Source organism: Bacillus sp. mrc49 (genome assembly GCF_002803435.1).
In genome coordinates this window covers 1-12298 of record NZ_PHNG01000676.1, presented here as the reverse complement: position 1 = coordinate 12298, position 12298 = coordinate 1, and the positions used below count along the sequence as shown (strand labels likewise).

General features: G+C 45.5%; 15 protein-coding genes and 1 pseudogene. 5 read left to right on the top strand and 11 right to left on the bottom strand.

The window, feature by feature from the left end; all coding sequences use genetic code 11:
* Nucleotides 1-921, bottom strand: a 921-nt coding sequence (locus tag CVN76_RS10690) for a penicillin acylase family protein (protein WP_332850625.1), incomplete at its 3' end; no start/stop codon positions are given.
* 125 nt (nucleotides 922-1046) lie between these two features.
* On the opposite strand from CVN76_RS10690, the gene CVN76_RS30950 reads away from it, so the two are divergent.
* Nucleotides 1047-1196 (top strand): hypothetical protein, encoded by a 150-nt coding sequence (locus CVN76_RS30950; RefSeq protein WP_157805636.1) that lies wholly within the window; start codon nucleotides 1047-1049, stop codon nucleotides 1194-1196.
* An 80-nt stretch (nucleotides 1197-1276) separates the two neighbouring features.
* On the opposite strand, the gene CVN76_RS10685 is transcribed toward CVN76_RS30950, so the two are convergent.
* Both CVN76_RS10685 and CVN76_RS10680 read right to left on the bottom strand, forming a co-directional pair.
* Nucleotides 1277-1717 (bottom strand): hypothetical protein, encoded by a 441-nt coding sequence (locus tag CVN76_RS10685; RefSeq protein ID WP_100531229.1) that lies wholly within the window; start codon nucleotides 1715-1717, stop codon nucleotides 1277-1279.
* Nucleotides 1718-1777: 60 nt separating this feature from the next.
* Nucleotides 1778-2641, bottom strand: a complete 864-nt coding sequence (locus CVN76_RS10680; RefSeq protein ID WP_100531228.1) for an STAS domain-containing protein — start codon at nucleotides 2639-2641, stop codon at nucleotides 1778-1780.
* A gap of 145 nt (nucleotides 2642-2786) precedes the next feature.
* Here CVN76_RS10680 and CVN76_RS30945 point away from each other — a divergent pair, with 145 nt between their 5' ends.
* A complete protein-coding gene (locus tag CVN76_RS30945) occupies nucleotides 2787-2930 on the top strand; it encodes a hypothetical protein (RefSeq protein WP_155645567.1) in 144 nt (47 codons plus the stop codon).
* 59 nt (nucleotides 2931-2989) lie between these two features.
* On the opposite strand, the gene CVN76_RS10675 is transcribed toward CVN76_RS30945, so the two are convergent.
* From CVN76_RS10675 to CVN76_RS10660, 4 genes are all read right to left on the bottom strand, one after another.
* Nucleotides 2990-3319, bottom strand: coding sequence for a hypothetical protein (locus CVN76_RS10675; RefSeq protein WP_061143904.1), 330 nt, complete (start codon nucleotides 3317-3319; stop codon nucleotides 2990-2992).
* Nucleotides 3320-3418: 99 nt separating this feature from the next.
* On the bottom strand, nucleotides 3419-4618 hold the full coding sequence (locus tag CVN76_RS10670; RefSeq protein WP_232732167.1) for an MFS transporter: 1200 nt from the start codon (nucleotides 4616-4618) through the stop codon (nucleotides 3419-3421).
* Nucleotides 4619-4756: 138 nt separating this feature from the next.
* Nucleotides 4757-6070: an APC family permease gene (locus tag CVN76_RS10665; RefSeq protein WP_100531227.1), complete on the bottom strand. Its 1314-nt coding sequence runs from the start codon at nucleotides 6068-6070 to the stop codon at nucleotides 4757-4759.
* Between the two features lie 354 nt (nucleotides 6071-6424).
* The gene (locus tag CVN76_RS10660) at nucleotides 6425-7252 is read right to left on the bottom strand and encodes an undecaprenyl-diphosphate phosphatase (RefSeq protein ID WP_269800031.1); all 828 of its coding nucleotides are present in this window, start codon (nucleotides 7250-7252) and stop codon (nucleotides 6425-6427) included.
* Between the two features lie 151 nt (nucleotides 7253-7403).
* Here CVN76_RS10660 and CVN76_RS10655 point away from each other — a divergent pair, with 151 nt between their 5' ends.
* A complete protein-coding gene (locus CVN76_RS10655) occupies nucleotides 7404-8147 on the top strand; it encodes a glycerophosphodiester phosphodiesterase (protein WP_157805635.1) in 744 nt (247 codons plus the stop codon).
* Between the two features lie 60 nt (nucleotides 8148-8207).
* Here CVN76_RS10655 and CVN76_RS10650 read toward each other — a convergent pair whose 3' ends face one another.
* Nucleotides 8208-8417, bottom strand: coding sequence for an alpha/beta-type small acid-soluble spore protein (locus CVN76_RS10650; RefSeq protein ID WP_057912178.1), 210 nt, complete (start codon nucleotides 8415-8417; stop codon nucleotides 8208-8210).
* A 170-nt stretch (nucleotides 8418-8587) separates the two neighbouring features.
* On the opposite strand from CVN76_RS10650, the gene CVN76_RS10645 reads away from it, so the two are divergent.
* Nucleotides 8588-9874, top strand: a complete 1287-nt coding sequence (locus CVN76_RS10645) for a glycoside hydrolase family 18 protein (RefSeq protein ID WP_100531225.1) — start codon at nucleotides 8588-8590, stop codon at nucleotides 9872-9874.
* A 232-nt stretch (nucleotides 9875-10106) separates the two neighbouring features.
* Entirely contained in the window at nucleotides 10107-11099 is a 993-nt protein-coding gene (locus tag CVN76_RS10640) for a potassium channel family protein (RefSeq protein WP_100531224.1), read from the top strand.
* Here CVN76_RS10640 and CVN76_RS10635 read toward each other — a convergent pair.
* From CVN76_RS10635 to CVN76_RS10625, 3 genes and pseudogenes are all read right to left on the bottom strand, one after another.
* Nucleotides 11096-11500, bottom strand: a complete 405-nt coding sequence (locus CVN76_RS10635; RefSeq protein ID WP_100531223.1) for a YugN-like family protein — start codon at nucleotides 11498-11500, stop codon at nucleotides 11096-11098. The genes CVN76_RS10640 and CVN76_RS10635 overlap by 4 nt on opposite strands.
* A gap of 73 nt (nucleotides 11501-11573) precedes the next feature.
* The gene (locus tag CVN76_RS10630) at nucleotides 11574-11900 is read right to left on the bottom strand and encodes a FlxA-like family protein (RefSeq protein WP_100531222.1); all 327 of its coding nucleotides are present in this window, start codon (nucleotides 11898-11900) and stop codon (nucleotides 11574-11576) included.
* A 134-nt stretch (nucleotides 11901-12034) separates the two neighbouring features.
* Nucleotides 12035-12298 (bottom strand): annotated as a pseudogene (locus CVN76_RS10625) (glucose-6-phosphate isomerase); the annotation flags it as partial.

Sequence of the window (12298 nt, the reverse complement as noted above, 5' to 3'; positions counted from 1 at the left end):
GCTCACATTGACTGTCGGGGCTTCCAAATGCATTTGATACCAAACGGACGGTGTGGCCAGCCCAAGATGTGGATCATCCGCCAATAAAGGTTTCCCCGAATCGGTTTTACTGCCCGAAACGACCCAATTATTGCTGCCGTTGAATTCATACGGAATGACGGCCGCTGCGAAACTTCTTTCAATATCCAGCTCCTCCTTACTGATGATATAAGGAGCACTCTTTGGATAATCCGGAAATAAATCATACGCCTTTTCCTTCGGGAACGTTTGCAGCAAATACTGCCTGAACGCCTGGTCCTCCCAGTTTCCGCCTAAATCAAAGGCCATATATTTCCCGATCGTCAGCGAATCGACGGCTGTCCACCGCTCCGGCTTATATCCAAGTAAAGTGAACTCGACCGGCCATTTTCCATTCTCCTTGAGCTCATCGATATAAAGATTGACTCCCTCCGCAAACACATCCAACGCTTCCTTGCCCTCACTTGTATAAGCTGCATAGGAGGCCTCTGCCGCCCGTCTCAATCCAAGCGTGCGGAAATACTTATCATTTTTCACCGTTTTCTCGCCAATCACCTCGCTCAATCTTCCTGACGCCTGACGCCTGCTCAAATCCATTTGAAATAAACGGTCCTGCGCCTGGACATACCCTTGAGCTAAGTACAAATCATGCTCATTCGCAGCATTGATATGCGGGACCCCGCTTGAATCCCTCACCACCGTAACCGGTTTCAAAAGACCCGGCAGCGAAACTTCCCCCTTCGTTTCAGGCAAGGTCCGCGCAAGAAATACATTTGCGGCAATCAGGACAGACAGCAAAAGCACAATCAAAATCCCCAAACTCCATAATGCCCGCCTTCGCCACTTCCGTCTCGGCCTTTGCTGAGGTACGGCAACTTCCATCGACTCATCTCCCTCTCCCATTGAAAACTCTCATTCTTTCTACTTAAGATATTCCGCGCCTCCCTCCATCTTTCCTACCAACTTTCATGAATTTTGGCAATTTCCTAGAAATTATGGAGTTGCCCCCGCAGGTTGAGTGGTTACTCGTGAGTTTGGGCGGTTTACTCGCCAATTTGGGCGGTTTACTCGTAAGTTTGAGTGATTTATTCGTGAATTTGGGCCGTTTATTCGTGAATTTGGGCCGTTTATTCGTGAGTTTGAGTGACTTATTCGTGAGTTTGGGCCGTTTCTCATAAAATTGTGGCGTTCACTCGCGAATTCCGCCCTCCATCCACAAATGAAAAAGCACTGATACGATGTATCGGTGCTTAGACTATTAGCTATTTGCCAATATGTATTCAATTACTTGATCTACGTCATCCGTATAGAGGAGGGCTTTGTCAAAGTCATGGGCTGCCTTTGTCTCTGCTTCCATATATTCCACCGGAGAGAGGAAGCCGAAGAGCCGCTTCCATTTATGGTTTTTTTGGAGTAGCTTTCTTTCTTGTTTTATATCTTCAGCGATGAATTCGTTGATGATGAAACAAGGGTCGGAATAGGCCGGGTGCTGAAAGCGTTCATTCAGGCTTTGTAATTTATCTCGGTCCCATTCCACCCGGATCAGGTCGGATATGACCTTTACATTTTGGAGCGAGTCGCAGATGCGTTTTGATAACACATCATATTCTTCGTCCTCCAGTCCGTGATCTGTCATGATTCCGATACAATACCATTTTTGAAATGGATCATCCAGATTCTCATTTTTCTTGGAAAACATTGTTCATCCGCCTTTCTTCAATGCTTTTTAAAAAAAGATACCCCATCAAGGATATCTCCATCATACTGGCTGAAGGGCCAGACCTCTTTGCTTAAAGATGAATTTCATGGCCTGCGCGAATGATAGATAGGCTTTTACCCCATTGGCAAAGTCAAGTTTGACAATCCTTTTCGCCACATCAGGGGTGAAGCCGACAACGATCGTTTCCGTTCCCATAAGCGACAGTGCTCCCACCAATTGCTCTAGCAGAAAAAGCATATCGCTCTCTTCTCTAAAGGTAATCCCGGAGAAATCGATAATCAATACTTCCGCCTGTAACTCTGCACATTTTTGCAGGATCTTCGATTGCATCGACTCCATTCTCCAGTCATCAACGCGTCCGATCATCGGGAAGAGCAGCACATCCTTTAATACGGTCTGGACGATTGGAGTCGCCAACTCTTCCATGACTGCTTGGTTTTCCTTAATCTGCTGCAACGAATCAGTTGCCACCTTGGCCATTTGTTTGTAATGATTGACATAGCTTATACTGATACAGTGAATGTATTGGTCAAGGATCGAGTCGATTATCGCACTAGCCTTCAGCAATATTTCGATGGAGTAGTACCGGTTGCTTACCTCTTCTTCTATGAAACTCCAAAAAAGATTACGCAGCAGCTGGGCTTCCTCGATGTTTTTATCTAAAGGTATCCCCATATCCACGATGCGCCTTCCGATTTCCATTCCTGCGGCTTTCATGCTTGCCATCGCTTGTTCCTTACCATGAATTAGCGCATCCGCATGAATTTGAATGAGCTGCGACCTTACCTGTTTACTCGTTTCAAGGTCATAGAGGGAATCCTCTTCATCAAACAATTCGATATGCTCCACTAAAATGTACTTAAACTTTTCAATTTTTTCGCCAATCAATCTTAATTGTTCCATTTCGACCTCCCATACAGGGCTTTTATCACATTTTATCAAATTTTTTATGGTTTGTGATATAAAATCCTTCTATTACCAATATGATAAGAGACGTTTACCCCATTCACAAAAGGGGTATTATGATATATGACTTGGAGGGATAACCATGAAAAAGAATCAACAAGACTTTGAATCCGAAAACATGAGCGATTTAGTCGAACTGATAAACAGTAAAAATAACAGCCGCAGGATCTTGGATGTACTTCGGCGTAATAAAAAAGATAAAACGAAAAACAAAGATAAAAAATGAAAAAGCCCAGACCAATTTGGCCTGGGTTTTTGCTTGGATGAATGTACACTGGTTCAGGGCTATCTTTTTCTTCTAATTTCCTTCACATGGTTTCCTTCAGTAGTGATGTAGACCGTTTCTCCGATCTTATAGGTTAAATAACGGTCACAATCAATTTCCAACGTTTCCCCATTGTTGAATTTCATTGCACAATTGGAGCCCTCATCGGTTTTCGACACAGAAATGACCTTGTTCGTCTTAAACCCGACCGCTTTACCATCGGAGAAATGAGGATAGTACTTTTCAACGATCTCCACCTTTGCCAATCTGCCCGGACTTGTTAAGTAGACAATGAACAATATAATTAATACGGCTATCAACCCAATGAGAATTACAGCTTTCCGTTTCACTCTATCTATTACCCTCTTCTCTTATCAATCTATTCTTCCATATCCTTTTTTCACTAGATTATATTCAGCATCCGGAAAATCATGATAGAAAAGCTCATTTTATTTAGCGATTTTCACTTTTTCAACCATAATGACACAAACAGCAGCCAAAATGATGAGGATGGACACAGCCGAGATCACCCCGCCCCAACCGAACTTCATCAGGAATAAACCGCCAGATGCCCCCACGACACTGGACCCTGCATAGTAAAACAGCAAATATAAAGAGGAGGCTTGCGCTTTTTCGCTTTTTTCGGCTAATCGTCCGATCCAGCTGCTTGCGATGGAGTGAGCGCCAAAAAACCCGAATGTAAACAGGGCAAGCCCCAGGATTTTCAGCAGCAGCGGTGCCATTAAGGTCATTAGCGCGCCCAGCAGCATGATTGCAATCCCGGAGAGAAGGACGCCCCTCCGGCCATACTGATCGGCGAGCCTCCCCATCCAGGTGGAACTGAATGTCCCGACAAGATAAATGATGAAAATGAAGCCGATCAATGTCTGTGATAAATGATATGGTGGTCCCATTAATGGTATACCCACAAAGTTATATACGGTAACAAACGACCCCATCAATAGGAAAGCCATACTGAATAAGAGGACAAGCTTGCCATTCCTCAAGTTATTGAAAAGCGAGGCTTTGATTCGCGACAATGACACTTTATTGCGAACGGCATGCTGGGAAGGGGGAAGCATCCACCAGAAGAAAAGACTGATGATCAGGCTTAATGCCCCAAGGCTGCCAATCGCTACATTCCATGAGAAATGATCGGTCAGCACGCCGACAATCAGCCGGCCGGCCAAGCCTCCGATGCTTGAGCCGCTCACATAAATCCCCATCACATACCCCAGGCTTTTTGGATGGAATTCTTCATTGATATAGGCCATGGCGATGGCCGGGAAGCCGGCAAGCACTGCTCCTTGAATCGCCCGTATGGTGATCAGGATGTATAGATCATCCTGGATGAAGCTGACGCATATGGATAATAAGGCAGATAACGTGAGCGCTGTCCCCATTATTTTTTTTCGATCGATGTTTTCAGAGAAAAAGGAAACGAGCAATAAACAAATCGCAAGCGCCCCTGTCGCAAAAGATAATGTCAGGCTTGCCGTTGCAGGGGAGACGCCGAATTGCTTGGCGAATACCGGAATGACAGGTTGCGTACTATACAGATCGGCAAACGTTACAAAGCTGCCAAGAAACAAAGCCAAGATTGTCATCTTGAATGATTTACCAGCTGGCTCGATATAATTCAATTTCATTCAGACCCTTCACGATTTAAACTTTCCCCCTATGTTAATACGAACGGACCCCGTTGTCTATTTTGCCGCATGAAGCTTTCCGCTTCATGAAAAAACCCTTCACCATAAGGAGTGAAGGGTTTTAAGTCCATATTCCGTTTAGCCTCCGGCCCGCTCGCTCTTTTTAAGCAGCCAGTATACGGGCATGCCGATAACGAGGATGATTAACGAATACAAGGCATCCAGCGGGGTATCGATCAATGTGCTTGCCACAATATATACGGCACCAGCAATCGCTACAATGGGAATGATCGGGTATAGCGGAACTTTATATGTTTTTGCGTGCGGATCTCTCTTGCGCAGGATGAAGACGGCAAAGAAAGCTAATCCATAAAAACAGAAGACAGAGAATATCGCCATATTCGTAAGTTTGTCAGGGTTTGTCACAACCATCATGATGATTGCAATGATCACTTGCAAGATCGTCGCATTGATGGGCGTTTTGAACTTCGGCGATATTTTCCCGATTTGTTTATGCCCCGGCATCATTTTATCATGCGCCATCGCCAGGGTAATGCGCGGAAAGGTCAGGAGCTTCCCGTTCAAGCAACCGAATATCGAAATCAAAATTCCGATTGCGATCAATTTCCCGCCCAATTCACCAAATAGCATCGTTGCTGCCACATTCGCAGCATTCGTGCCATGAGCGACGACACCCTCTGCGCCCAACACATGAAGCATGGCAAGGTTAACGGCCAAGTATGCGACCATGACCACGAGGATGCCTGTAATGATTGCGCGCGGTAATGTTTTTTGGGGATTCTTCATCTCTCCGGCCATGAAGCCGACGTTCATCCAGCCATCATACGCCCACAGTGTAGCCAATATCGCTCCAGCCATACTAATTTTCATTGAACTTTCACTCGTTACATTGAAAACTGGCATATCACCTTGGGCAATCCCGAATACGGCGATGAAAAGGATCGGGATCAGTTTGCCGACGGTCGATAAGGTTTGGATGATCCCGCCGTACTTCGTCCCGAGCAAGTTCATCGCAGCCAAGAAAACGATCGTTATGATTCCAATGGCCAGCGTGTAATCAGAAGATATATTGAAAATTCCAGACACCAATAACCCGAAATATAAACTGAGTGCACCCATGACAGCAGGTCCATATACCAACGTTTGCACCCAGCCGCAGAGGAAGCCCCAAACTTTTCCGTACACTTCTTCAAGGTAAACATATAAGCCACCCGTTTTAGGAATGCGCGTACTCACTTCAGCGATCGTCAAGCCGCTTGCCAGGGTAATGAGACCGCCTATCAACCAAGCTAATAACGCCATGGTTGAATTGCCGCTTAACTCAAGCACGTCACCAGGTTTCATGAAAATACCGGAACCGATGACCGTGCCGACTACTATAGATGTTCCGACCCAAAAGCCGATCGTTTTCTTCAACTGATCATTTCCCATTTTGTCCTCCCTGCGTGTACACTTGTACTTATTTTATACTAAAATTATATCATAAAAATTATATGAGAATAGTTTATGGAATAGTTTGAATTTTTTTACAAAAAGAAAGATACCTTGATATCACTGTGCTCAAAGCGTTTTTTTTTTCGCAAATTTTTTTCCTATTTATGTTTGCAACTTCTCCAAAAACCGAATATTTTTTTATCCATTAAAGAATTTCGAGTATTTACCGTAATAAAAGCGAACTTAAAATTAATAATAAACTAAATTATTCGTCGTTCATTTTCAGACGCAAAAAAATCCACCCCTATCAAACGGGGTGGATTCCTGAAGCTTTTCGCGATTTGAATCATATTACCAGATAATGAATAATAAGATCACTGCCAAAACGATGCGGTAGATGGCAAATGGCGTCAATTTCACTTTATTGATTAAAATCAAGAAAAAGCGTATACAGAATAAAGCAAAGATGAATGCACTGATGAAACCTGCAATGAAGAATGGCAGAACTTCAGGAGTGAAAGAATCCCAATACTTGACGACTTTCAACAGACTGGCACCTGCCATGATCGGCACGGCCATGATGAACGTGAAATCGGAAGCAGCCCGATAGCTCATCCCTAAAAGCACCCCGCCTGAAATCGTCGAACCTGAACGGGAAAACCCCGGCCATAGTGACAGACATTGGATCAACCCGACTCCAAGTGCTTGCTTGTACGTGATCTGGTCAACCGTTTCAGCAGTCAGCTTCGGACGGAATTTATCCGCAGCGATCATCAGGAACGCACCAAGGAACAACCCGATGATGACTGTCTTTATCGTAAACAAGTTATCATCGATGTAATCTTCGAATAATAGACCAAAAACGCCCGCCGGCAGCAATCCGACGAATATCTGCAATAGGTTAAGCCTAGGACCCTTCACGGCACTTGTATCTTTCAATTTCTTCAACCCAAGCAAGTCCATGAACCGTCCCCAGAAGAGCACGACGACAGCGAGTATCGAGCCAAGCTGGATGACCACCTTGAAAGCATTGGCCACTTCACTCCCGAAGATATCGGTCGATTTCAGCCATAAATCGTCGACGATAATCATATGCCCTGTAGACGAAACAGGCGCAAATTCAGTTAATCCTTCTACAAGACCAAGGACAACTGCAACAAAAATTTCCCACATATTCATTTTATTCACCTCTTAATTCGAACACCTATTTATGGAAATACCATATGTATTTTACGCGTTGTTTAAAATATTGTCTATTAAACATTGCTGAAACATTTTGTGGGTAAGGGTATGATAGGTTCTAGATCAGTTTAAAGGGGATGTGATGATTTTGCAAAACATAAAAATTTTCGCCCATAGAGGCTCGAAAGGAACGCACCCGGAAAATACCATTGCCGCCTTCCAAAAGGCTGCCGAAACAGGAGCGGACGGGATCGAATTCGATGTCCATCTTAGCGCTGACGGGGAACTGGTCATCATCCATGATGAAACGCTCGACCGGACCACCTCCCTTACCGGGTATGTAAAAGATCATTCGTCCCAAGAGCTGAAAACGGGGGATGCCGGAGTCAAGTACGCCAAGGAATTCACCGGGGAGCGAATCCCTTTTTTGAGCGAGGTTTTTGACTGGGCCAAGGGTAATGACTTATTAATGAACGTAGAAATCAAAACGGATAGACTGGACTACGAAGGAATCGAACAGAAGATTATCGATTCGATCCGCCATCATCAGATGGAGCAGCGGGTGATCCTCTCCTCCTTTAACCATCACTCGATCGAAAAGGTGAAGCTGCTCGCTCCAGAGCTTGAACGCGCCTTATTGTTCGAGGGGCTTCCGGATAACTTGGAGCAAATCTTGCGTGATAAACAAGAATCCGGTTTTCATCCCGATAAAAACAGCCTGACGGAAGCGACCAATGAACTCGCGAAAACACTCGGATATAAAGTCAGGCCGTGGGTCGCCAATGAGGAGGCCGATATCATCAAGCTCGCCGGGATGGGCGTTGACGTGATCATGACGGATTATCCTGAAAAGGCCATCAAGGCATTAAAGTCCTGGCAGGCGAACGGCTGAACAAAGCGAAAGAGAAGGAGCCGATGCCCCTTCTCTTTCTTAGCCATGTTATTCAGTTAATTAGCGAGAATAGTTTGATCCGCCTAATTGTTGTTCAGCCATTTGAACCAAACGTTTAGTGATTTCTCCACCAACGGAACCGTTAGCGCGAGCAGTAGTGTCGGCACCTAAATTCACGCCAAATTCACTTGCGATTTCATATTTCATTTGTTGTAGAGCTTGCTCTGCGCCAGCTACTACTAGTTGATTGCTGCTGTTGTTGTTTGCCATGTGTTTTCACCTCCTACTAATATTAATTAGCATTTTGGGCTTAAATTATTATTGCCAATTTATTGAATTATTTTTTCTTTGGGAACCTTCATTCCAAAGCTCTTTATCATGATTTCCTTTGGCTGCTCATAAACTGTTAGGAAACTTTCTTTCAGTAGGAGGGAAAAGCATTGCAAATACATGTGGTTAGGCCAGGCCAGACGTTATATGGCATCGCCCAGACATACAGCGTAACCGTCGATCGGCTCGTGGAATCGAATAAAATTCCTAACCCAAATAATCTTGTCTCGGGGCAGGCCCTTGTCATTCCGATCGTCGGCAGCTATTATTTCGTGCAGCCGGGTGATAGTCTTTATTCCATTTCCCAAAAGGTCGATGTCCCTTATCAAGAATTGGCCAATATAAACGGGCTTCCAGAAGGTCAATCCCTCTCCGTCGGATATCGGCTCTATATACCGGCACGCAGGAAGCGGACTGCCGAATTCAATGGATATGTCGAGCCCAGGGGTACGATGGTCGCGCCGGCCCTAGAAACGGCAGCAAGGGAAGCGGCACCCTATTTGACCTATTTAGCTCCATTCAGCTTTCAGGCGCTTCGTGACGGCTCCTTAAAGGAGCCATTGCTCAATAATTTCCCAGCCATCGCCAGAGAAAATAAAAACGTCCTGATGATGGTGATCACCAATCAGGAAAATGACCAATTCAGCGATGAGCTCGGGCAAATCATCCTGACGAATACTTCCGTGCAAAACAAGTTCCTCAATAACATCGTTGCGACCGCAAAGAAATATGGATTCAGGGATATTCACTTCGACTTCGAATATTTACGGCCAGCCGATAAAGAAGCTTATAATCAATTTCTCCGGAAGGCCAAGGAGCGATTCAAAAAAGAAGGCTGGTACATTTCCACGGCACTTGCCCCGAAAACAAGCGCGGACCAAAAAGGACGCTGGTATGAGGCCCATGATTACAGGGCCCAAGGTGAGATTGTCGACTTCGTGATCATCATGACATATGAATGGGGATATAGCGGAGGGCCGGCCATGGCCGTCTCACCGATCGGACCCGTTCGCGAGGTGCTTGAATATGCGATTACGGAGATGCCATCCAACAAAATCCTGATGGGGCAAAATCTATATGGCTATGATTGGACCCTGCCCTTTGTACAGGGGTCCACAGCCCGGGCGGTAAGCCCCCAGCAGGCGATCCAGATTGCTGCCGACAATGACGTCTCCATCGAATACGATGAAACCGCACAGGCCCCGCACTTCAACTATACGGATATTGAGGATAGGCAGCATGAGGTATGGTTTGAGGATGCCCGTTCGATACAGGCAAAATTCGATTTAATCAAGGAACTGAATCTCAGAGGGATGAGTTATTGGAAGCTTGGTCTATCCTTCCCTCAAAACTGGCTGCTCATCAGCGATAACTTCAACGTACGCAGAAGAGTGTGAGTGCGGCACGTCCCTTTTGGACATCAATAGTAGAATAAATGGATATAACCAGGCATATAATCCACTATCGAGCATGAAGTCCAGGTTTTTCAGGATATGTGACTCAGGCATAAAAGCCTTCCGGCGCTTTACGGAAGGCTTTTATCGTGAATCAAAGTTTTCCGCCCATGCCTTATGAGCCAAGTCTTTCTTGTCCATACTAAAAGGAACAGCTTAAGGGGTGTGAAAAAACATGATCAGAATCGGTCCATTCAATACCGCCGTTCCTAGATTTCCGCGTTTCATCAGATTACTTTCGATTATCGCCTTATTCTTACTATCATTCGGGGTATTGATTCACCTTGTCGAGCCCAAGAACTTCCCCACCCTGCTTGATGGCATCTGGTGGGCCATCGTGACCATGTCAACGGTGGGCTACGGAGATTACACCCCGGTGACCAACCTTGGCAAAATCATCGGCATCATCCTCATCTTATCGGGTGTAGGATTGATCACCTCTTATTTTGCACAAATTGCAAAAATGTCCATTTCCACGGAACAGCTTTTCCTTACAGGAAGGAAAGACTTCACCGGCGGGGGACATTTTATCATCGTCGGCTGGAATGGCCGTTCTAAACGGATCATCCAAAACATTCATGAGCGCAAACATCATCAATCCATCGTCCTTATCGATGATACGCTGCAAAAGCATCCGCTTCCGAGGACGAATATCCACTTCGTTCACGGTAAAGCGACATTGGATTCCGTCCTGAAGAAGGCGAATATAAACCAGGCGATACGTGTTCTTATCACGGCCGACCTTAAGCAGGACGAGCTGCAAACGGATATGTTCTCGATATTGACGCTGCTGGCCGTCAAGGGGCTGAACCCTGAAGTGTATTGCCTTGTCGAGATCTTGACCCATGAACAAAAGGAAAATGCCTTGCGCGCCGGGGCGGACGGAATCGTCGAAACGAATAAATTCGCGAGTGAATATATGCAGGATTGCTTATCAAAGGGGATCGTCGGGGAAGCAAAAGAGCAAGTTGAAGGAGACGGATTGCAAATCAAACAGTTGCCCATTCAGGCGGACTGGGCAGAAAAGACGTTCAAGCAGTTGAGCACGGAGCTATTGGAACAGAATATATTAATCATCGGCATCCTATCAGGAGGCGAGACCTTCATCAAGCCCCCTGCAGATGAAATTGTCCATCGCAATGACGTCCTGCTCATCATTGATGATTAAGGGAGCAATAGCTTTTCCAGATCACGGACAAGCGATTTGCCATAAGAGATATAGTTTTCCGGAAATTCCGCATCCGGATCTTCAGGCTCGGCAAATTGGTTGAATGACGCAGAAAGGTTTCCGATATTCCCTTCATCATCAATGCCGTCCTCGTACTTATGGGACAATAAGAATGGCTGTAATATCTCGACCATCACCCCATCTTTATCGAGTGAGCCATCGATGGCCTTGAACGGGACCCGCAGGAATTGGTATCCGTCGCTGTCATCCATTTTGTAATCGAAGGATCCGTGGTCATAATCCCATCCACCGCCAATCACATAGCCTTCCGGTTTTAACTTCGTCTCCAGATCGAACAAGCCGAATGTCTTCCCTTCCAACTCAGAAGAAATCTTGATCATTGTAAAAAACCTCTTTCGCTATTTTTCTATTAGCATAACCAAATGGCCGTTAAAAAAACCTGAAATGTCCTTATTATTCCTTCGATTCCATATAGAGGAGCATGGCCGCGTCACTGATTTCCAAGCGGTCCCCAGCCTTTTGCGACGTTTCTTCCCCCTTTGATGCCTCCCTGGATTCGCTCCTTTGCAATTGCTGAAGCTGCCTTTCGATTTGCCGCATCTCCTGCTCCAGCTGTTTGAGCTTCAGTTCCTTTTCTTTTGCTTCGTCATCCGTTTGGTATACTTCCTGGATATCTGCCTGCAGCTCCGTTCTCCGGTTCTCCAGCTCCTTGATTGCATATGCCGAATCGCCTGCTCCAGCTCTCGAATAAGCGGAGCTTGTCGTTGATGAAATTTGCATATCTGATCCTCACTTTCGTTTTGTTCTTCATGAGTATCGGATAGGATTATTAACTTTGCCTTAATGGACGTTTTTTGAGCCTATTAAAAAGGCATCAAGCCAGGATGGATCATCCAGCTTGATGCCTTTCTTTATTATAAGCGCTTCTCTAATTCCGCTTTTTTCTCTTCAAAGCCAGGCTTGCCCAAAAGTGCAAACATGTTCACCTTATAAGCTTCCACACCAGGCTGATCGAATGGATTGACGCCAAGCAGGTATCCGCTCATTGCACAGGCCTTCTCGAAGAAGTAGACCAGGTAGCCAAACGTATACGCATCAAGCTTCGGAACCGTTACGATAAGGTTCGGAACGCCGCCGTCGGTATGGGCTAACAGCGTGCCCTCGAATGCTTTATTATT